The sequence below is a fragment of the Algoriphagus pacificus genome (assembly GCF_017254845.1).
GTDB classification, from domain to species: Bacteria; Bacteroidota; Bacteroidia; order Cytophagales; family Cyclobacteriaceae; genus Algoriphagus; species Algoriphagus pacificus.
This window is the reverse complement of record NZ_JAFKCU010000005.1, coordinates 30,938-53,069: the sequence shown is the minus strand read 5'-3', so window position 1 is coordinate 53,069 and position 22,132 is coordinate 30,938. Positions and strand designations below refer to the sequence as shown.

The window sequence follows — 22,132 nt, the reverse complement described above, 5'->3', positions numbered from 1 at the left end:
GAAGCACGGTCTTTAGCTAAGAATTAAAAATTGGGACTTTGAAATTATCGTTTGATATTTTGTTTCGTCCGCCAGCGAACAAAAATGTTCGAGAAAACAATAGGGTTGAATGATAAAAAATGCCTCTGAAGCTATTTCAGGGGCTTTTTTTTGTGGCACAAAACTGGAAACCAATTAATGAGAAGAAACCATTCAACCTGGAGAAACTATGTGGAAAAATTACTTAAAAGTTTCTATTAGAAACCTGCAGAAGCGAAAGCTTTATACAGGAATCAATTTATTAGGCCTGACCATTGCCATTGTCAGCTTTTTGGCGATTTGCCTTTACATCAATCATGAGTGGAGTTATGATAAAATGTATGCGGATTACAACCGCATTTACCGACTCAATCAGGAATTCAGATCTGAAGGTGAAGCTCAATTGGTATCATCCACACCATCAAGCTTAATTCCTACGCTGATTGATGAGGTTCCGGAAGTAGAAACCGGCACATTGATTTTTGACTTAAGCATTTTCTCAACTGTGATGGTTGATGCAGGTCAGGGAAACCAAGAGGAAAAGAAATTTGCATACGCTGATGAGAACTTCTTTAATGTTTTTGATTTCAATCTTCTGTCTGGTGATCCAAAAAAGGCGCTTTCTGAGCCAAATCAGATTGTTTTGACTCAAACTACTGCAGAACGATATTTTGGAAATGCAGCTTCAGCAACAGGAAAATCAATTAAAATTGACAGTAAAGAATATGAGGTAACTGGTGTGGTGGAAGATTTTCCCTCCAATAGTCACATTGATTTTGATTTTTTAGGGTCTTTCAAAACGCATAGACATGGCACTTCTCCAGAATGGTCTCCGAGTAATTATTATACCTATGTGAAGTTGAAATCAGGTTCTGATCCTCAGATTTTTGAGGGTAAACTGGAACAAATTGTAGATAAATATTTGGGAAAAGACTTGGCAGAATATGGCTATGAGACAGCCTTTTTTATTCAGCCTGTTACCCAGATCCATCTGGGCGATCAAACTTTGGGATCAATTAAACCTGGCGCCGATATCCGCTACATTTACATTTTTGGGATCGTGGCGCTATTACTGATTGCGATTGGTATAATTAATTATGTCAACCTAGCAACTGCCGAAGCAACAGAAAGAAACAAGGAAGTCGGACTTCGAAAAGCAATGGGAGCGGGCAGAGGCCAATTATTTGGTCAGTTTGTTTCGGAATCCATGCTTTTGACTTTGGCTTCAACTCTACTGAGTATCCTGGTGCTCTATCTGGTTTCTGTAAAATTCTCTTCGTTAAGCGGTGTGCCATTGGATTTAAGCTTGGTGTTTTCACCATTGGGAATTACACTATTAATAGCATTCATCGTTTTGATCGGGGTTTTGGCAGGATTGTATCCTTCTTTGATTCTCTCAAGTATGGAGCCCATTAAAGCTTTGGCAAATAAGACCAAAATGGGAGGTGGAGCTTGGGTTAGAAAATCACTTGTGGTGTTCCAGTTTTTTGTTTCCATGGGCTTATTGATTTCCACTTTTGTGGTAAAAAGCCAATTGGATTACATGAAAGAGGTCAATCTTGGATACGATAAAGAGCACCTTGTGTCTCTAAGCTATCATTACAATATGCGAAATGGGATCGAAAGCATTAAAAATGAAATGCTAAGATCTGGAGGAGCGAGTGCCATTGCAAGGGCAGCAGATATGCCTATTCACATTAAGGCTGGCTACAGAGTTTTTCCAGGAGGCGATAATCAACGTGAATTTATGATCACAGGATATTCTGTAGATAAGGATATCATCCAGACTATTGATTTGGAATTGCTTGCCGGAAGTAGTTTTTCTGAGACAGATATCAATAGACAGGATTTGGAAGATGCAAATCAGAGATTCCCTGTAATTATCAACGAGTCTTCCGCTAAGGAAATGGGTTGGACTGCAGAAGAAGCAGTTGGGAAAATAATCAATATTGGATTCAACCAGAATTCCGAAATCAAAGGAGTCGTCAAAGATTTCTATTTCAATAGCCTACACCATCAAGTGGGTCCTTTGGTTATTTTCAATGATCCTGACCAATCCAATGTTCTTTTAGTGAAATTACCAGCAGGTGATCCTGCAGCTCATTTGGCTAGTTTGGAAAATGTCTGGAAAGAAATGGTGCCAGAAAGACCATTTAATCCAGTTTTCGTAGATCAGGCCTACAATCAAATGTATAGCTCCGAGCAAAAAGCCGGTTGGATATTCGGTTTATTTTCAGGGATAGCCATTTTCATTGCCTGCATGGGACTCTTTGGATTAGTGAGCTACGTGGCCTTAAGAAGAACAAGAGAAATAAGTATTAGGAAAGTTTTGGGTGCAACTCAAGGCAATGTGGTTTCTGTCTTAGCTGCTGATTTTCTGAAATTACTTGGATTTTCTGCTGTCATGGCCATAGGTTTTGGGATCTGGTTTTCCAATAATTGGCTTCAGGATTTTGCCAATCAAACCAAGCCAAGTGTTTGGCCTTACCTGATTGCGATTGGACTTGTTTTCATCCTGGCAATCGCCACGATAGCTTACAGAAGCTGGAAAGTTTACTCACTTAATCCTGCAAAAACACTCAAAAGCGATTAATCAACACATAAATTTCATTTCATTATTTAAAAATGATTCAACTTAAAGAAATTGATAAATTCATAGAATCTCGCTTTCAGCGGATTTTCATTCTCAAAGGCATTAACCTGACCATTAATGAAGGAGAGTTTGTAACTCTTATGGGACCAAGTGGTGCCGGCAAATCCACATTATTGAATATTCTGGGGCTTCTGGATGAAGATTATTCCGGGGAGTATTGGTTTGGTGATAAGAACATCACCAAAATGAGAGACCGTGAACGCTCTTCTCTTCATAAATCTGAGTTTGGTTACATCTTTCAGGCATATCATCTGATCGATGAACTTACAGTTTATGAAAACATCGAGACCCCGCTACTTTATAGAAATGTTTCTTCCAATGAGCGTAAAAGCATCATTGCAGATCTTTTGGACAGATTTAACATGGTTGCCAAAAAAGATTTGTTTCCAGCTCAACTATCAGGAGGTCAGCAACAATTGGTAGGAATTGCCCGAGCGATTGCCGGGAAGCCTAGAATTTTATTGGCTGATGAACCTACCGGTAACTTGCATTCAGGTCAGGCAAAAGAGATTATGGAGGTTTTTCAAGAACTCCATAAGGAAGGAACAACCATTGTTCAGGCTACACACGCTCGCGAAAATGCAGACTACGGTACCAGGTTGATTCAGATGCTGGATGGAAAAATTGATCAAGATGAAGTTATTACCCATGTATAAATTAGTGCTATTTGTAGGGATCAGCTTGATTTCTGCTGGAAATTTAATGGCTCAGGATACTCTGAAACTCAACTTTCAGGAGGCGGTGGATATTGCCCTGTCCAATAACCTGAACTACCAGATTCAATCCAATGAAATGGAGATTTTGAAAAGGCAAAAGCAGTCTGCTTTGGCCTCTCATTTTCCAAATGCCAATATTAATACTTCCTTCCAGCAGCAAAACGGTCAGCAGTTTCAGCAGATCGAAGGCGAGATCGTGGTAACCAATGTGACCAACGAAATCGTGGCTTCAGGTCTAAGCTTGAATATGCCGGTCTTTAATGCAGGTAGAAGAATTTTGGATACGCAATCTTCCAGATTGAATTATATGGCTGGGGAGAAGGGCTTGGAAAGAGCTGCGCAGCAAGTGATTTTTGATGTTTCCAGAAGGTATCTGCAAGTGCTTTTGGATGGAGAATTACTTCGAATTGCAGAAGAAAATCTTGAAAATCAAAAGCAGCAATTGGAACAAATTACCGGTTTTGTTGATGCAGGATTGCGCACAGTTTCTGATCAATACAATCAAGAATCCGAAGTAGCAAGATTGGAATCAGTGGCTGTGACGGCCCAAGTGACCTTAGAAAATGATTTGTGGGATCTTTCTGAATACTTACAATTGGAGCCTACTGTGATTCCACAGTTGAGCGCTGTGGATCCAATGAATGCGGTTGTTTCTTTTGAAGGAATGACAGTTGGAGAGCTTTACGAATTGGCTTTGTCTAACAGATCAGATCTAGAGCAACAAGAAATGCTGGTTTCCGCTGCTAAGAAAAGTGTGCAGGCGATGAAGGCGATGTATTATCCTAGAATCAATGCTTTTTTCAATTATAACACCTTCTTTACTTCTCTTGATGATCGATCACTCAGAGAACAATTGTTGAAAATTTATCCTCAGAATACACTAGGTTTAAATTTGTCAATTCCGATTTTCAATAATTTCCAGACCAGATTGGATGTAGGAAGAAGAAAGGTAGCATACCAAAATCAAATCCTTCAAAAAGAGTCGGTGGACAGAAAAGTATATCAGGAAGTGAAATTGGCTTACCAGAATTATAGAGCTGCGGTTTTGAAAGAGCAAAACACGCAAATCCAAGTTTTGGCAGCTGAAGAAGCTAGGAATGCGGTGAGAGAAAGATTCAGACTTGGACTTTCTAATTTTGTGGACTTATCCACTGCCAATCAGCAATTAGTTGCTGCGCAAGCAGATCAAGCGCAAGCTGTTTTTACACTTTATTTTCAGGAAGTTTTGATGAAACACGCCTTGGGAACTTTAGATGTAACATTCTAAAAAATAGATAGACAAAATAAAAAGGCTGATCTCTTGAGATCAGCCTTTTTTGGTTGGTTGTGGTTGGTAGTTTGGGGATTACAACATTGCAAAGAACATATCCAAATCTGGGATCAGAACAATTCTTGTTCTTCTGTTGATCGCCATATTTTCTGGAGAATCATTCTCTACGATAGGCATATAACTAGCTCTACCTGCTGCAATCATTTTTTCAGGCGCTACATTGTAATCTTCCTGTAGTTTTCTCACGATGCTGGTTGCTCTTTTAACTGAAAGATCCCAGTTATCCTGAATCACTCCTGTTGAAATTGATCTTGGATCTGTATGACCTTCAATCATCACTTGAAGACTTGGTTCAGCATTAATTACTTCAGCAAGTTTGGCAAGAAGTGGATTAGCTTTGCTGTTGATTCTATAACTACCTGTGTTGAAAAGTAACTTATCAGATACAGAAATCATGACTACAGTCTGATCGATGTTAATCTGAACATCATCTTCTTCACCGTCAACAGTGGTTTCAGTGATGTTTTTCTTCAGGTTATATTCTACAGCAAGATTAACTGAATCTTCCAAAGTTTTGGCTTGAGCCAGTTTATCCTGATCTACCATTGCCAAAGTTTCATTCATTTTAGCTTTAGAGTTTTTGGACATGACAGTTCCGCCTTGAATATCATAAAGGCTTGCATTAGTGCTGTTCAACTCATCATTCACTGCTCTCAAAGAATTGATTCTGTTGTTATACTCAGCGACTCTGGCTTCGATGATAGCCATTTTCTCTTCTAGCTCAGCTTTTTCCTGGTTGGTGGTTGCCAATTCAGTTTGGGTTCTAAAAAGATTGCTTTCTAATTCAGTGTATTTCTTTTTAGAAACACAAGAAACCATCATTGAGGCTCCTAGAATTCCTGTGATAATTAGTGATTTTTTCATTGTTTAAGTTTTCTTGGTTTTGATCAGTTAAATCCAAACCAACTGCCACAGGCAGATTTCCTCAGATTAAAAAAGCTTAAGAATCTCAAAATCTGCTTCTATTGGCTATTAAGAGCCATTTTAAGTTGATTTACACTATGATTGAAAACAAAAAAAATACCCCGAAATGGATCGGAGTATTCAAAAATGTGTGGAGGCTATCCACAGTTTGCACAAGATTTTTCCCTCGGAATAGGATTAAATTTATTCCATGTACCGGTTGACAACCTTAAATTCATTCATGACACGATATGCAGCTCTAGTAATATCAGATTGAAAATTTGGTGAGGAATAATCAAAATTGGCAGCGGTATAGCCTTGCCAGATTGTACTTCCTCTTTTGCTGTCAATCACGTAAATAACCAACATACCTTGATTCTGATGGTATTTGACTTGGTTATATGTTTCGTCTTTTTCCTGTTCTTTCTCCTCTTCACCTTCTTCATTTACAGTGGTGACTCCCCTCCTTCCTAACCAGTAATCAAATTCAGGCTGTACATATCCTCTATAACGGATAGAGTCCATGAAAATTTTGTAACTCACCAACATGTCTGGTTTTGCTTCTTGCTCACGGAAACCCTGAGAGCCTAATCTAGCGCCTATTGTAGCGTTTAGAACAGGGGTGATTGTGGTTGTATCTATTTCATCAGGCACCACGAATGCAAAGGTTTTGTACTTTTTAAAAGAACCTTGGTAATTGTAATCATACTCAGTCACATAGTCTTTTTGGGTAAAGCAGGATGCGCAAAGCAAAATAAGGAGGGACAGGATCAGGTAGGAGTTTTTCATAATGGTTCAAATTCTTTGGTTGATAAAAAGTATATCAGAAATACGAACTTTTTAGCGTTATCGGATTAACCTTTATTCACATAATTATGTTTTCAATAACTTGTAAATGAGTTTAATAGCTATTTAAGTTAGATAAAAAAAATCAATTATGCACAAGGGGCTAGGTTAAATAGTAATATTGTCGTGAAAGCGATAAATGTTTTCATTTTTTTAAGAAAAAGATGAATAATGAGTGAATTTGAAATCCTCTGTTCTCAAGCAAAATCCTGTGTAACTTGCTTAGGAAAAATACCTTTTGAACCCAATCCAGTTTTTCAGGTAAGGAAATCAAGTAAAGTATTGTTAGTAGGTCAGGCGCCAGGCACCAAAGTTCAGCAAACTGGAATCCCATGGAATGATCCAAGCGGTGAGGAACTTCGAAGGTGGATGGATGTGGATCGAGAACAGTTTTACGACGCTGAGGTTTTTGGAATCCTACCAATGGGACTTTGCTATCCGGGAAAAGGAAATAGCGGAGATCTTCCTCCAAGACCGGAATGTGCTCCACTTTGGCACCCTAAGTTCTTGGATGAGATGAAAGAAATCAGGCTTTTTTTATTGATCGGCAATTATGCCCAAGCTTATTACTTAGGAGCCAGGAGGAAGTTAAACCTGACGGAAACTGTAAAATCTTACCAAGAATATCTACCCGAGTTTTTTCCTCTGGTGCATCCATCTCCAAGAAATAGAATTTGGCAAAAGAGAAATCCATGGTTTGAAGAGGAAGTGCTACCTGATCTAAGGGAACGTATTTTTGAAATCTTGAAAGATCAGTGTTGATGAGGTTCTGTTAATTCGCAGTTTTCTTCTTGAAGCTCAACTTCCACAGTATAATGGCTGAAAGGATAGCTTTTTAACACTTCCTTGATTGCATTTTTGGCAGCTATAACTTCCTCTAACTGTTCCACTTTTTTGATTTTCACATGCGTAGTGAAGACATGATGTGCTCCTTCTAGAGACCAAAGATGCGTATGATGAATTGATTCCACTTGCGGGATTTCGCAGATTTTCTTCTTGATCTCTTCAAGGGAAAGTTCTGCAGGCACAGCTTGAAGAAAAATGTAAATAGTGTCTTTTAGATTCCTGAAGACATTCCAAAGGATAAACATCGAAATAGCCAACGAAAGTACAGGATCTATCCAAGGGATGTTTTTAAAATAAAGGATTATCCCAGCAATCAGGACTGCCACCCAACCCAAAACATCCTCCAATAAATGCCAACTGACTACTTTTTCATTTTGGGTAGTACCGGAACTTACTTTCCAGGCGGCATATCCGTTCACGGCCACGCCAATCAAAGCAAATAGTATCATTCCTTTGGCATCAGAAACTTCAGGATTGATTAATCGCTTGATTGCCTCCGAAATCACAAAAAATGATCCTGTGATCAGAATGACAGCATTAATCAAGGCACCTAACAAAGAGAATCGGGTATAACCGAAGGAAAACTGATGGTTGGCTGATTTCTTGGACTTTTTATCCAGATACCAAGCGATACCCAAAGAAACCGAATCACCCAAATCATGTATGGCGTCAGAAAGTATTGCTACAGAATTGATCCAGATCCCCCCAAAAATCTCAAGGATGGTAAAGGCTAGGTTCATAAAAAACGCAAGCTTGAGGTTTGATCCTGAAGAGTGATGATGATGATGCTCGTGGGAGTGGGCCATATAGTTTGAATGTAAATACTAATTTAAGAAAAGAGGCATGCAAGGGAATTGCATAAAAATTAACAATGTTTTAGTTGGAGTGAAATATAGAAATTGCTTTATTACTTATTCTTTTCGTTGATTTACTGTTTTTGACTTTCATAGTATGAAGCTTTTTACAAACACATGTGCCTTCCTCGTTCTTCTGACTCTTTCCCTTTCTTGCGCTGAAAAAAAAGATCAAGATCAGACAGCTCCTAAATTTTCATTGGAATTAGTTGATTCTGTTCAGGTGGATTATTTAGGTGACTTGATGCTGTTAGATTATGATCCTGCAACAGAAAAATATCTCCTGGCAAATGATTCCTATTATGAATATCTGGAAGTAGATGGATCCGGTAATAACATCAATTCGAACAAATTCAGCTCTGATGGAATAGATGCAGTTGAAACGGCTTTGGGCCTTGGTTATGTGGATGGAAAAGTAACTGTTTTGACTCCCACCAAAGGATATTATCAATTTGAAGACTCCTCAAGAGTTGGACAGATTGAAATTCCTTACAACTATCAGATTTTTATGTTTTATCCAAAACTTGGGGTGTTTAAGGAGGACAGCAAAACTTATTTTCCTTCGCTATGGCCGGAGACCTTTGCGGTTAATATGAGCGAAGGTGATTTTTACCAGAAATTATACAGACTTCCTTTAGTAAGCAGTTTAGATGAATCAACGGGTGATACCTTAGGGGTGGTCAAGCTTCCCGAAACATCCCCTTTGCTAGATGATCAGGTTCATGGGTTTCCGATTCCAGTTTATACTAGAGCTGACGATTTGCTCTTGATGACCATGTGGTTGGAGCCAAGATTTTACGTTTACCAAAAGTCTGGTGAAGGGTTTGAATATAGGCAGACAGTAGAAATTGACATCCCTGGTTGGGTAAGTTATGATCCTGTTCCTGCCGATCAAGCAGATCAATTTTTTGAAGGGTTTAGCAAAAAAATCACTGGAAATCTGACCAATCTTTTCCAAGTCGGAGAATTTTATGTAGGTACTTACACCAAAGGAATTTCGGAGGATGTTTTTGCAACTTTGGATAGGAAAGATCCTAACTATAGCACTGATAGTAAAAAGAAAAATCCGAATTATGCAGTGGTTTTTGATAAGGATTTTAACCAATTGGCAGTTGATCTTCAGTTTCCTATTGCTAGCGATTATCCAATGGTAGTGAATAAAAATGGTGAATTTATACTGTCAAAAGACGGGAATCTTGCAGTGACTGAGGATGATGGGATTGTACTGTATAAAATTAAACTATTGAGAGAATAACTTTTAAATTTCATTTCTTTAAAAACCAGTAAAAAATACCCAATGGAGGGTATTTTTTGCTGGTTTTCAGTTTCATAGCTTCGGTGAATTTATCGAAAGATTTCTATGACTCGAGATCAACAATTACAATTCTGTAAAAAATGTATTCATCGGCAAATGAATATGGAGGTAGGGCTTATTTGCAGTCTTACAGGGGAAAAAGCAAATTTCTCGATGAGCTGTCCGACTTATTCTATCGATGAACGAGCAGCGATGGAAATGGGGGCCAATGATTTGGTGGAACCTGCGTTCATGGTTGAAAATATTTCCGAATCAAAACTCAGGGAATTAAGAATGGAGCAGAATTTTCCTTTGGCAGTTTTAGGGGGAATTGTTGCAGGCATAATCGGAGCTGTTCTTTGGGGGATTATTACCGTAGCAACCAATTTCCAGATTGGATATATGGCAATTGCTATCGGAGCAGGAGTAGGTTTTACAATCCGTTTCTTAGGAAAAGGAGTGGATCAATCTTTTGGCTATGCTGGAGGCGCTATTGCTCTTTTAAGTTGCGTTTTAGGGAATTTTCTGAGCATTCTAGGCTTTGTGGCCAACCAGGAAGAACTTAATTACATAGAAACCTTAATCTATTTCGATTATTCCTACACTTTCATTTTAATGCAGGAAACATTCGAAATAATCGATCTTTTGTTTTATGGTATTGCAGCATACGAAGGCTATAAGTTTTCATTTCGACAACTCACAAAAGAAGAAGTGATCTAATATGATCAATTAGTTTTCCAGGCATGCTTTCAAGCCTACTTCAATCGGAGTTGGCTTGATGCCATAGGCCTTTTCGATTTTGGAAGAATGGAAACAATAATCAGATGCTGTTTGGTATTTCAATTCCTGGATTTCTTTCATCACTGACATAAAGAAACCTAAAAGAATGATCAGCCAGGAAGGCATGACTTGTAGCTTTAGGTTTGTTCCCAATTGTTTGTTTAAAATCGCTGTGATTTCATTTCCTGTTGGAAAGGAATTGTCTGTTGGGAGATGCCAACTCTGATTCCAAGAATCCTCCTGCAAAGCCAGAAAGGCAGTAGCTTTACCAGCGTCAGGGATGTAAGTAAAAGAATGCTTTTTGTCTCCAGAATAGAGCCATTGAGGAGATTTTCCAGCTTTCATTCTTTTGATTACCAATTCATTTATAAAACTATTGGAAGCATCAGGTCCATAAAAATCTGCGGCTCTAGCAACAAGGGCGGTTAATTTTCGCTCGTCAACTGCCTTCCAAAGCATGTCCAAAATTTCTTTTCTCACTTTTCCTTTCCTGCTTTCGGGTTTCAGAAAAGTAGACTCGGTCAGGTTCCCAACTTCATTTGGATCATAAGCATACATATTATCAAAGAAGACCAGTTTAGCACCATGTGTGATGCAGGCTTCAATGGTATTTTCCATGATAATCGGCCATTCTTCCTCCCAAATCTTACTGACATACTTGATGCCTGCCAGCAGGTAAACCACCTCAGCTCCTGAAACAGCATTTGAAACTGCCAAACTATCCAATAAATCTCCTGAAGCAAGATCATCTGAAGGATTTACTTTCTTGGGATTGCGACTGAATTGACGGACTTGAATGCCTTTTTTATCAAGTTCTTTAGATACAATCTGGGCAATGTTTCCATTGGCACCTAGGATGGTGTGGAGCTTCATAAAGCTTAAAGTTATTGTAGATTTAAAAATTAAGAATAAAGCTTGAAATTAAGCTTTCTAAATCAAATTGTTTTAAGAATGGAGATTTTAGTGGCAGTCTATTATTTTTCATAAAGAGGGTCTAAAATTCTATTTCAGAGAATTTATTTTGGTTAATTTTTAAAGAACAGGCTTCAATTTTCCTCCTATTTTGCTCGATAACTGAGGAAAATTTAAAAATTGATGAAGTCAAACAATGAAACAGGGGGGATAAACGGAGATTTTACCGCGGCTGTAGAAAATTTTGGCTTAGCCGATAGATCGGTGTATTTTTAATGACATTACCCTAATAAACCTTATATCACTAACACCATTATTTAAACAGGAGGTAAATTGAAAAGAAGAGATTTTATTCATCTTTCCGGAATGGGCTTTGGAGCCTTGATTACGCCGGGATTGCTTGCCATGGGAAATCCCGTGACAGCAGAGCGATTAATGGAGCCAGGAATAGATGTAACAGCTAAAAAAGTGCTGGCAGACATCGCCTTAAATGCTGCGAAAGCTAAAGGAGCAACTTACACTGATGTTCGGATTGGTAGATACCTGAACCAATTCGTGATCACTCGGGAGAAAAATGTTCAGAATATTACCAATGCTGAATCTTTCGGTGTAGGAATCCGAGTTATCGCAGAAGGTACTTGGGGATTTTCAGCAACTTCCGATGTCACTCCTGACGGAATCAAAGCTTGTGCTGAAACTGCAGTTGCCATTGCAAAAGCCAATTCAAAATTGCAGAATGAACCTGTTCAATTAGCTCCGGTTCAAGGAGCAGGAGAAGTTGTTTGGCAAACTCCAATTAAGAAAAATGCTTTTGAAGTTCCTGTAAAGGATAAAATAGATTTGCTATTAAGTGCAAATGATGCTGCAATCCAAAATGGAGCGGCATTTGTGAATTCTGCCTTATTTATGGTGAATGAGCAAAAGTATTTTGCATCCACCGATGGTTCCTACATCGACCAAGATGTACATAGAATCTGGCCAAACTTCACTGTAACTGCGGTTAATAAGACAGAAGGAAACTTCAGATCCAGACAGGCACTTAGTGCTCCGATGGGAATGGGCTATGAATACATGGATGGCCTTGCTTCTGAAAAAATCCCTGGTCCTGCAGGATTGGTGAGCTATAGAAACTCCTATGACTTGATCGAAGATGCTACCATGGCTGCTAAGCAAGCAGTCGAGAAGTTGTCTGCAAAATCGGTAGTTCCTGGTAAATATGATTTGGTATTGGATCCTGACCATTTGGGCTTGACTATTCACGAATCTGTTGGTCACCCATTGGAGCTTGACCGAGTGTTAGGTTATGAGGCAAACTATGCAGGTACCAGTTTTGCCACCTTGGATAAGTGGAAATCAGGTGATTTCAAATATGGATCTGATAAGGTGAACATCGTGGCGGATAAAATCCAGCCATATTCCTTAGGAAATGTTGCCTATGATGATGAAGGTGTGAAAACCAAAGAGTGGGATCTGATCAAAAATGGTGTTTTGGTTAACTACCAAGCCATCCGAGATCAAGTTTCAATTTTGGGTGAAAATGAATCTCATGGTTGCTGCTATGCGGATAGCTGGGGATCTGTACAGTTCCAAAGAATGGCTAATATTTCTTTGAAGCCAGGAACTGAAAAACTCAGTGTCAATGACATGATTAAAGATGTAGAAAAAGGGGTGTATATCGTAGGAAGAGGATCCTATTCCATTGACCAGCAGCGATACAACTTCCAGTTTGGAGGTCAATTATTCTATGAAATCAAAAACGGTGAAATCGCAGGAATGCTTGAGGATGTGGCTTACCAGTCCAACACTCAGGAATTCTGGAATTCCTGCTCCCAGATTTGTGATAAGGATGATTACAAACTCTTTGGGTCTTTCTTTGACGGTAAGGGGCAGCCTTCTCAGGCTTCTGCAGTGTCTCACGGGAGTTCAACAACCCGTTTTGACGGCGTCAATGTAATCAACACTGGAAGAAAGATTTAACTCTTAAAATCATCGAAATGGCTATTTTAACTAAAGAAGAAGCAAAACAAATTATAGATAAAGTTCTTTCCTTCGCCAAAGCTGACGAGACTGAGGTAAGTATTTCTGGAGGTCGTACCGGTAACATCCGTTATGCCAGAAACACAGTAAATACCAGTGGGGAAACGAATAGTATTGGGCTGAACATCACTTCAGTCTATGGAAAAAAATCAGGCTCTACGAGCATCAACGAATTGGATGATGAATCTCTGAAAAAGGCAGTGGCACGTGCAGAAGAAATCGCCATGCTAGCTCCAGAGAACCCTGAATACATGCCAATGTTAGGTCCTCAGGATTATCCTGAAACGAAGACTTTTATTCAGTCTACGGATAATATTGATCCAGATTACCGGGCTCAAGTAGCGATTGACAGTATCAAACCTTGTGCAGATAAGAATCTTACAGCCGCCGGTTATTTGGAAGATTTTTCAGGGTTCGTGGCTACAGGAAACAGCAAAGGTCTATTTGGCTATAACAAAAGTACCTCTGTAGATTTCTCTGTAACTGTAAGAACTGCAGACGGAACAGGATCCGGCTATGCAAGCTGCGATTACAATGACGTCAATCTCCTTAAATCCGGACCAGTTACAAGCTTGGCAGTTCAGAAAGCGCAAGCATCTGTCAATGCTCAAGCAATCGAACCAGGAAAATATACCGTTATTTTGGAGCCAACTGCAGCAGCAGATTTAATGCGTCTGTTGACTTTTGGTTTGGATGCAAGAAGTGCAGATGAAGGCAGAAGCTTTATGAGTAAAAAGGGTGGAGGTACTCGTTTGGGAGAGAAGTTATTTGACGAACGAGTGAATATCTATTCTGATCCGACTCATCCAGATATTCCAGTTGCTCCTTGGAGTAATGATGGACTTCCTTTGGAAAAAACAGTTTGGGTAGAGAATGGTGTTGCGAAAAATCTGTTTTATTCCCGCTATTGGGCAGAAAAGCAGGGTGTTCAAGCTGTTCCAAGACCAAGAGGAGTGATTTTCGAAGGTGGTAATGAATCCCTTGCTGATATGATCAAAAGTACAGAAAGAGGAGTTTTGGTGACAAGATTCTGGTATATCAGATCTGTTGATCCTCAGACTTTGCTGTATACAGGATTGACCAGAGATGGTACTTTCTACATTGAAAATGGTCAAATCAAATTCCCAGTGAAAAACTTCCGATTCAATGAAAGCCCGATCATTATGCTTAACAATATTGAATCAATGGGCAAACCACAGCGTGTTGGAGGAAGTATGGTTCCAGCGATGAAAATCAGGGACTTTACCTTCACAAGTTTATCAGACGCTGTATAAGTTAGTCAACAGTCCACAGACCATGTTCAACAGATTCCTGATTGTATAGGGATTGTTCAATCTTGGTCTGTGGATTAGTTGATTAAAATTGAGATTAAATATCGGTTTCAGTCCGAGCGGAGTCGAGGACCCTTAGATCTCGAGACTCTCATTTCTCAAGTACTCAGGGTGACAGATTGCCATTATGAAAGCTACCAACTTCTTCTTTACCCGAATAAAATACACCTCAGGTAACTGGGATACGGATCAAAGGATGCCTTCCAATCTGATCAATTCCTTAGTGGAGTATACCACTATTCCCGTGGATGAAACAGAAAAAGTAGTGGAATTGAGTAGTCCTGAGATCTTTAAAAGTCCCTTTTGCTACATGAGTGGCCATAAATTGGTAGATTTTTCTTCTCAGGAAAAAGCCAATTTCAAGACTTATGTCGAGAATGGAGGATTCGTCTTTGTGGACGATTGTAACCACGACATTGATGGCTTATTCGCTAAATCATTTGAAGCTGAGATGGCCGAAATATTCGGACAAGAAGCTTTGCAAAAAATCCCAAATGACCACTGGATCTATCGTTGCTTCTTCGAATTTGAAGATGGTCCACCTGCTACTTCATTTGAATTGAATGGCTGGGGAGACGATTTGATCCACGATTATCTGAAAGCAATCACCATCAACGGGAGAATTGCAGTTTTGTACAGTAACAAAGATTACGGATGTGAGTGGGACTATGACTTTAGAAACAAACGCTTCTTGAAAATTGATAACACCAAGTTCGGTGTCAATATAGTGGTCTATGCTTTAACCTAAACAGTTTGGAAAATATAGAATTGGCAACATACAAGGAATTGGTAGCCAAAATTCCTTCGCTAAAAAAAGAAATCGCAAAAGTAATTGTCGGTCAGGAAGAAGTGCTGGATGAAATCATCATCACTTTGCTTGCCGGAGGCCATTGCTTGCTGGAAGGAGTGCCAGGCTTGGCAAAAACCCTGATGGTCAAGACTATTTCTGAGGTGATGGAACTCCAGTTTAAAAGAATTCAATTTACACCTGATCTGATGCCAGGTGATATTTTGGGTACTGAAATCCTCGAGGAAGATCATGAGACGGGAAAGAAATTCTTTCAGTTCAATAAAGGGCCGATTTTCGCCAATATGGTTTTGGCTGATGAAATCAACAGGACACCTCCCAAAACACAAGCTGCTTTGCTAGAAGCGATGCAGGAAAAAATGGTAACATACGGAGGTCAAATCCATCCTCTTCCAAGTCCTTTTTTAATCATTGCCACACAAAATCCAATCGAACAATCAGGTACCTATCCCTTGCCTGAAGCCCAACTTGATCGATTTTTACTGTACATCAAACTGGCTTATCCTTCGGAAAGAGAGGAATTGGAGGTACTAGAGAAAACAACCGGAACTTATGCCGGAAAACCAGAGATTGTCCTTTCTGGTTCTGAGGTTTTGATGCTTCAGAAATTGACAAGACAGGTGCATATTGATTCCAAACTTCTGGAGCATATCAATAAATTGATCAGGTCCACAAGACCGGACATCACTTCCGTACAAATGGTCAAAGACTATGTGGAGTGGGGTGCAGGTACCCGTGCTGGACAGGCTTTGATCCTCTGTGCAAAAGCCAGAGCTATTGTCAAAGGAAGGTTTGCCGTCACTCCTGAGGATATTCGAACTCTGGCATTTCCTGTTCTTCGCCATAGGCTATCACTCCATTTCAGAGCAGAGGCAGAAAATGTGGCAGCGGATGCCATCATTACAAAAATCGTAGATTCTCTTCCTGTCCATGCAAGCTAGCAATCTGGAAATTTTCAAGCTTAATAACCTGAAGCTTTCTGCCAAAATCATCAGTGAAGCCCTCAAGCAGGGAATTCATTTGGGGAAAAGAGTGGGAACAGGTTCTGAGTTTGAGCAGTACAGATATTACGAACCAGGTGATGATCCGAAGCGGATAGATTGGAAATATTTTTCCCGTTCTTCCAAATACATGATCAAAGAATCCCAAGCCGAAAGTCACTTGCATGTGAGCTTTATGCTGGATTTATCTGGGTCTATGAACTATGAGGAAAAGGGGATAAAGCGCTTAGATTACGCAAAAAACCTGATTGCTACGCTAGCTTATTTGGCTCATTTACAAGGAGATTCTCTTTCATTTTTTACCTTTCATGAAGGCAAACTTTCTCAAAAAGTAGCTCCTTCACCGAAGAGCTTTCAGCGAATCTTATACCATTTGGAAACTGAAAAAGCATCAGGTTCTTGGCCTGTTTCCCGGCAATCTTTCCCGCAACTCAAAAGCAAGCAAAAGGAGCTGATCATTCTGGTTTCCGACTTTTTGCAAAAAGAAAATGAATGGATAGACATCGTGGAGGACATGAAGCATCCCCAAAAAGAGATTGTCCTCTTTCAGATTTTGGGAATACAAGAAGTGGATTTTGATATGAAAGGAAGTTTTCTGTTTCAAGACCTCGAATCTGAAAAAGAAATTACCCTTGACGGTGCTTCAGTAAAAAAGGATTATAAGGAAGCTATCACCAATTATCTCAATTCGCTGAAAGAGGCATTGTTTCAGCCGAATATTCATCTAATCCAAGAAACCTTGGATGAACCAATCGTATTGGTGATTTCTAAGTTTTTGGCTAAAAGGTCCTTTATCTGATGGAATTTCTTCAGCCTATATTGCTATGGGGATTGTTGGGATTGGCCATTCCAATTGCCATCCATTTGTGGAATGGTAAAAAGGGTGTGCGGGTTCATTGGGCGGCGATGGCTTGGCTCAGCGAACAAGAAAATCAATCCTCTAAATCAATCCGTTTGGATCAATGGTTGATCCTACTCCTGCGTTTGCTTTTACTTTTCTTGATGATCTTGATCCTTTCCAAATTGATTTTTCCAGCTTGGTCCATTTCTGAAGAGAAAACGATCTTTCATTTGGTAGCCCCTGTTTCTCAAGTCTATGAGGAGTATCGCTTTGAAATAGAACAGGGAGAAGAAAGTGGCGCGGAAGTGTTTTGGTTGGAACCGGATTTAAGAGCAATATCAGACGAAGTGGATTTTGCAAGCACTGAAAATCTTCAGATCCAAGAAACAATCAATAAGCTAGAAAGCTCAGTTTCAGAAATCCATCTTTATTTACCAAACTCTCAAAATTCTCTTCCAAAAGGTACAGTCGTTAGTCCTGTTAAACCGGTCATTCATTTGGCAGAGATTTCAGTGTTTAATCCTTCAAGTACAAGCATAAAAGTTGATTCACTTACCTTTTTGCAGGTAAGTCAAGCCGGTATTTTGAGCGATGTCTCTTCTGAGGAATTGAGAAATCAACAGGGAGTGAAGGAAATAGAAAGCTTACCTTATTTTCTAAATCTTGATGAGGAAGAAAGAAGGGTTATCGAAGCTTCCTTAAATTCAATCGAGGAAGTGATGCATCTTAATTTTCAGGAAGTTGATAGCATGGAAGAGGCAAGCCTGATTTTTGGTAGTTCGATAACCACAAATAAAAGGAAAGACCAACTCTATTTTTTGACAGGAAATCCAGCTTATTCCTATCAAAAGAATGAAATAATAATTCCGGAATCATTGACTTTTGAAGATTCTGAGCAGGTCCAAAATGGAACCTTGCCTGAATTTTTGATGAGGGAAATAAGTAAGTTTCTAGGCTTCAAACCAATGGATTCACCGGTTTCAAAAGAACAACTTGAATCTCGTTTTATAATTGATGCCAAAAGATCCTCAGAGCAAAAGTCGGGTTTGGAGATTGCTTTGTTTGCTATGTTTTTGGTCACATTTGGTGTAGAAAGGGTATTGTCAAATAAAAAAGGGATTTGAGTAAGCTGGAATCACATATCGCCCATATTGAGAATCAAATCAAGCTAAATGCTTCTCTGAAGGCCTTGTTGGTTGGATTGGGAGTAGGGATTTTGTTTTATGCTTTTACAGAATCATTGACCGTCGGGATAGCTTGTTTTATTTGTGCATTTCTCATAGCTGCCTATTTCCAGGGTCTTTTCAGAAATCACAAAACATGGGCAATTCAGATCCTACATGAAAGGATTCCGTCTTTGGAGTTTAGTCTGGAACTTCTGAATAAAAAGGAGAAAAATCTTGCCGAAGCCATGCAGTGGGAGAGAATCAATGAGCAAATTCCGAATGAAAAGGTAAATCTGCTAGGAGAGGATATTAAAACCTTTTTGATCTTTTTCTGTATTTCACTGCTTGCTTTTGCCTTGAGTTTTTTCAGCTTTGATTTCACCGATTCAGACTCAGAAACCCAAGACTTACCAGCTAATACCCTCTCAGAGAGCACGGAAGTTCTAGCAGTTGAATTATCGGATTTAAGTGTTACGATTACTCCACCGGCCTATACAGGATTACCGCAGAGAACTCAGGAATCCATGGAGATTCAAACTATCAAAGGATCTAAAATCAATTGGCAGGTTCAATTCAATAATGGAAAGGAACTGGAAGTTAAATTGGTTAATTCCCGAGCTGAAGAGTTAGACTTTACAAAACTTGAGGATTCATTTCAATTGGAGGATGAGGCTTCTGGATCCGGGATTTATGCCATTCGTGGTTATAGGGGAGAGGAAAAGGTTTTCGAGTCTTCCTATTTTACCCTTGAGGCAGTGGAGGATAAGGCTCCTGTGATTTTGCCTTCCGAAAAAGAGATTTATAAATTTCATTTTTATAAAGATCCTTCCAAAATGCCTTTAGAGGCCAAAGTGTCTGATGACTTTAAAGTATCGGAAGTTTTTTTGGTTGCTACCTTGGCTCGTGGATCTGGGGAGAATGTGAAATTCAGAGAAAGCAAGATTGATATTCCTCAGAAGAACTTTCAAACCCAAACTATTTCTTCTGAGCTTGACTTTGAAGCTTTAGGCTTCCAGCAAGGTGATGAATTGTATTACTATTGGGCAGCTAAAGATAACAAGAGACCTGAACCGAATTTCTCGAGATCCGACACTTATTTTATAAAGTATGTGGACTCTACTGGATTGGCGGAAGCAGAATTAGCTGGGATGGCAATAAACATTTTACCAGAATATTTCAGAAGTCAGAGACAGATCATCATCGATACCGAAAAACTGATTGCTGCGAAAAAGACGATGAAAGAGCAAGAATTCAACGAAACTTCCAATAATATCGGCTATGACCAAAAACTATTGCGCTTGAGATACGGACAATATTTGGGTGAAGAGTTTGAAAATAGTGCAGGGGGTGGTTCAATAGAAGATGATAGTGGGGATATTCTGGCAGCTTATCGACATGATCATGATGAGGAAGGAGAATTGGAAAGGGCTTCGGCTTTGATCCCAGTTGAAGAGGAACATGAACATGGGGACCCGCTAGAAGCTACTGAAACTGAAGATGAATCTGGTTTGGGAGGCTTGTTAAGTGCTTTTATGCACAGCCATGATTCGGAGGAGGAGAATACTTTCTTTGAGGAGTCAACCAAAGGAGCGCTCAAAATGGCTTTGGAACAGATGTGGCAATCTGAATTATACCTGCGTTTATATGAGCCGGAAAAAGCATTACCTTATGAAAAGAAAGCGCTTGAATACCTGAAATCTGTACAGCAGAAATCAAGAGTTTATGTAAAAAGAACCGGATTCGATCCACCTCCAATCAAGGAAGAGGAAAAACGCCTGACAGGTGAACTGAAAGATATTGACCAGTTGATTCAAAAGCAGCAAAGTGAAATGGATGAAAGAATTCAGCCATTGGCTTCTCGGGTTTTGGGATTGTTGGACAAAGATCAGCTTAGTGAATCTGAGAAATTGACAATTGCTGAATTAGGGAGGCTTTGGACAGAAAGAATGCAATATTCTGGGGTAGAGGATTGGAATATTTTATTGGAGTTGCAGCAGTTGTCTTCAGGAGAACTTGAAGCTAAAGGGAAGGCACAGCTTTTTGAATCTCTTTATCCGTTTGTGGTTTCAGGGAAGGAATTGTCTGCTTCTTATTTGCAGCAATTGGAATTGGAAAAAGCATTTTGGAGAAATATCAAATGATGCAATTCGACCCATCCATTCCTTTTCTTTGGCTCTGCGTTTTTGTAGGGATTATTTTTCTGATTCTGCTCTTTCAGGTTTGGAGCATCTTTAAGTCTAACATTTCCAAAAAGCAGAAAACCGTAAAAATCATCCTTCATGCTTTCCTAAGCTTATCCCTGATTGGGTTTTTAGTACATCCAACTTGGCGTTCTGAACTGGCTTCTGATCCTGCTTTGGTCCATCCCAAATCCTTTCCATCTGAGCAAATCAATTTTTTCAAGGATAGCCTCGGCATCAGAAAATCCTTTGCGATAGATCAATTTAAAGGTCAAGGCAATCCGGTTTATTTGATTGGAAGTGATTATTCAAATGTCGAACTGAATAAACTCTCGAGTCATATCATTCAGAGAGTTCCGGCTCATCAAGACAATGAATTGACGTTTTTGACTTGGAAGGGGATAGTACACAAGGGTGAGGTTCAAAAAATCAAAGGAAAAATTCATGATGCGAGTAATGAATTGATTTTGCTAAAGATGCAAGATCAGCTGATTGCAAGTGATAGTTTGGTTGTGAATGATGGGGATTTTGAAATGGAATTCCCGGTTTCTGTCATAGGGAGAAATAGCTTGCAGCTTTATTTTGGAGAGAATTTGGTAAGTGAAATCCGATTTTTTGCTTTGCCGCCAAGTCCAAAAAGCTATAGCCTTCTATTTTCATTCCCAAATCCTGAATCTCGAATCCTTAGCACATTTCTTTCTTCGCAGGGTGAAAAAGTGGAGGATAAAATTCAGGTATCCAGAGGGGCAGTTATTCAAACTTCAGGTTCAGATTTGGACTCTGCGAAAATTTTGATCGGAGATTTAGATCAACTCAAAACCAGCAAGGCAATAGATCAATTGAATGATGGAGCTGTCAGTTTGCTTGTTATGAACCTCTCCAATCCCACTGCAGACATCAAAGCAATCAATGATTATTTTAAGACTGAATTCGAAGTAAAGAAAAGTAGGGATGAGGAATTCAGAAAACTCGAATCAGGGATTGAGGTTCTTCCCTATGAATTCGCCAAAAAACCAGGGATGGAATTCCTTTTTGATCAATCGGTAGCAATTCAAAATCTTGATGGAAAGAAAGTGGGAGTAAGTTTAATCAGCCAGACTTTTCCTCAATATTTAAGCGGAGATTCTGTTTCTTATTCCAATACTTGGCAACTGATTTTAAGCAAACTGAGTCCGAATGAAGCTGTGAATTGGAGTTATGAAGCTCCTGTTTTTCAGAATCAGTCTCTCCAGATTCAGTTGAACCAAACTGAAAAGAGTGAAGGATATGCAAGCTTAGGGAACGATACGATTTATTTTCAACAGGATTTGATAAACCCTTTTTCTCAATTCAGCGATTTGGTGATTCCAGATTCAGGTTGGGTTTCTTTAGCTGATTCTTTGGAAGTATTCGTCTATTCTGAAGATGCTTTGGCACCAATCGAAAATGAGAAAAAGATGGCTGGGTTTTTCCAAAATCAATCCGAAGGAAGTTCCTCAGTTTCTTACCTTCAAAAGTCAGTTTCAGGCTGGATTTGGCTTGCTGTGTTTCTGCTTGCTTTTGGATTACTTTGGTTGGAGCCAAGAATTAATTATTGATTTTTTTTGAGCTTGCTGTTGCACTTACAAACTTGCGAG

At 39.4% G+C, this 22,132-nt stretch carries 18 protein-coding genes; 14 read left to right on the top strand and 4 right to left on the bottom strand.

Going from position 1 to position 22,132, the window contains the following annotated elements:
* The first annotated feature begins 208 nt into the window (after positions 1-208).
* From J0A69_RS17885 to J0A69_RS17875, 3 genes are read left to right on the top strand one after another with little or no spacing between them, the layout of a single operon-like run.
* A complete protein-coding gene (locus tag J0A69_RS17885; RefSeq protein ID WP_206587990.1) occupies positions 209-2,611 on the top strand; it encodes an ABC transporter permease in 2,403 nt (800 codons plus the stop codon).
* A gap of 32 nt (positions 2,612-2,643) precedes the next feature.
* On the top strand, positions 2,644-3,327 hold the full coding sequence (locus tag J0A69_RS17880; RefSeq protein ID WP_206587989.1) for an ABC transporter ATP-binding protein: 684 nt from the start codon (positions 2,644-2,646) through the stop codon (positions 3,325-3,327).
* Positions 3,305-4,654: a TolC family protein gene (locus J0A69_RS17875; RefSeq protein WP_236032993.1), complete on the top strand. Its 1,350-nt coding sequence runs from the start codon at positions 3,305-3,307 to the stop codon at positions 4,652-4,654. Before J0A69_RS17880 ends, J0A69_RS17875 begins: the two co-directional genes overlap by 23 nt.
* A 78-nt stretch (positions 4,655-4,732) precedes the next feature.
* On the opposite strand, the gene J0A69_RS17870 is transcribed toward J0A69_RS17875, so the two are convergent.
* Positions 4,733-5,581, bottom strand: coding sequence for an OmpA/MotB family protein (locus J0A69_RS17870; protein ID WP_206587987.1), 849 nt, complete (start codon positions 5,579-5,581; stop codon positions 4,733-4,735).
* 243 nt (positions 5,582-5,824) lie between these two features.
* Positions 5,825-6,409: a DUF4136 domain-containing protein gene (locus J0A69_RS17865; protein WP_206587986.1), complete on the bottom strand. Its 585-nt coding sequence runs from the start codon at positions 6,407-6,409 to the stop codon at positions 5,825-5,827.
* A 228-nt stretch (positions 6,410-6,637) separates the two neighbouring features.
* On the opposite strand from J0A69_RS17865, the gene J0A69_RS17860 reads away from it, so the two are divergent.
* Positions 6,638-7,228: a uracil-DNA glycosylase family protein gene (locus tag J0A69_RS17860; RefSeq protein WP_206587985.1), complete on the top strand. Its 591-nt coding sequence runs from the start codon at positions 6,638-6,640 to the stop codon at positions 7,226-7,228.
* Here J0A69_RS17860 and J0A69_RS17855 read toward each other — a convergent pair.
* Positions 7,219-8,118 carry a cation diffusion facilitator family transporter gene (locus J0A69_RS17855; protein ID WP_206587984.1) on the bottom strand — a complete coding sequence of 300 codons (900 nt, stop codon included), beginning with the start codon at positions 8,116-8,118 and terminating at the stop codon, positions 7,219-7,221. The genes J0A69_RS17860 and J0A69_RS17855 overlap by 10 nt on opposite strands.
* Positions 8,119-8,263: 145 nt before the next feature.
* On the opposite strand from J0A69_RS17855, the gene J0A69_RS17850 reads away from it, so the two are divergent.
* Entirely contained in the window at positions 8,264-9,421 is a 1,158-nt protein-coding gene (locus J0A69_RS17850) for a hypothetical protein (RefSeq protein ID WP_206587983.1), read from the top strand.
* Positions 9,422-9,634: 213 nt separating this feature from the next.
* Positions 9,635-10,180 (top strand): hypothetical protein, encoded by a 546-nt coding sequence (locus J0A69_RS17845; protein WP_236032991.1) that lies wholly within the window; start codon positions 9,635-9,637, stop codon positions 10,178-10,180.
* A gap of 9 nt (positions 10,181-10,189) precedes the next feature.
* Here the strand turns inward: J0A69_RS17845 and J0A69_RS17840 are convergent, their stop codons facing one another.
* Complete coding sequence (locus J0A69_RS17840) at positions 10,190-11,113, bottom strand: NAD-dependent epimerase/dehydratase family protein (protein ID WP_206587981.1); 924 nt, start codon at positions 11,111-11,113, stop codon at positions 10,190-10,192.
* 372 nt (positions 11,114-11,485) lie between these two features.
* Between J0A69_RS17840 and J0A69_RS17835 the strand changes: the two genes are divergently transcribed.
* The 8 genes from J0A69_RS17835 (at position 11,486) to J0A69_RS17800 (ending at position 22,093) form a co-directional block, all read left to right on the top strand.
* Positions 11,486-13,129 carry a TldD/PmbA family protein gene (locus J0A69_RS17835; RefSeq protein WP_206587980.1) on the top strand — a complete coding sequence of 548 codons (1,644 nt, stop codon included), beginning with the start codon at positions 11,486-11,488 and terminating at the stop codon, positions 13,127-13,129.
* Positions 13,130-13,146: 17 nt separating this feature from the next.
* On the top strand, positions 13,147-14,463 hold the full coding sequence (locus tag J0A69_RS17830) for a TldD/PmbA family protein (protein WP_206587979.1): 1,317 nt from the start codon (positions 13,147-13,149) through the stop codon (positions 14,461-14,463).
* A gap of 184 nt (positions 14,464-14,647) precedes the next feature.
* Complete coding sequence (locus tag J0A69_RS17825) at positions 14,648-15,268, top strand: DUF4159 domain-containing protein (RefSeq protein ID WP_206587978.1); 621 nt, start codon at positions 14,648-14,650, stop codon at positions 15,266-15,268.
* A gap of 5 nt (positions 15,269-15,273) precedes the next feature.
* Entirely contained in the window at positions 15,274-16,269 is a 996-nt protein-coding gene (locus J0A69_RS17820) for an AAA family ATPase (RefSeq protein ID WP_206587977.1), read from the top strand.
* Entirely contained in the window at positions 16,259-17,128 is an 870-nt protein-coding gene (locus J0A69_RS17815; RefSeq protein WP_206587976.1) for a DUF58 domain-containing protein, read from the top strand. The genes J0A69_RS17820 and J0A69_RS17815 overlap by 11 nt, the downstream gene beginning before the upstream one ends.
* A complete protein-coding gene (locus tag J0A69_RS17810) occupies positions 17,128-18,294 on the top strand; it encodes a BatA domain-containing protein (protein WP_206587975.1) in 1,167 nt (388 codons plus the stop codon). Before J0A69_RS17815 ends, J0A69_RS17810 begins: the two co-directional genes overlap by 1 nt.
* Complete coding sequence (locus tag J0A69_RS17805) at positions 18,291-20,477, top strand: hypothetical protein (protein WP_206587974.1); 2,187 nt, start codon at positions 18,291-18,293, stop codon at positions 20,475-20,477. Before J0A69_RS17810 ends, J0A69_RS17805 begins: the two co-directional genes overlap by 4 nt.
* Positions 20,474-22,093, top strand: a complete 1,620-nt coding sequence (locus tag J0A69_RS17800; protein WP_206587973.1) for a hypothetical protein — start codon at positions 20,474-20,476, stop codon at positions 22,091-22,093. Before J0A69_RS17805 ends, J0A69_RS17800 begins: the two co-directional genes overlap by 4 nt.
* Positions 22,094-22,132 lie beyond the last annotated feature (39 nt).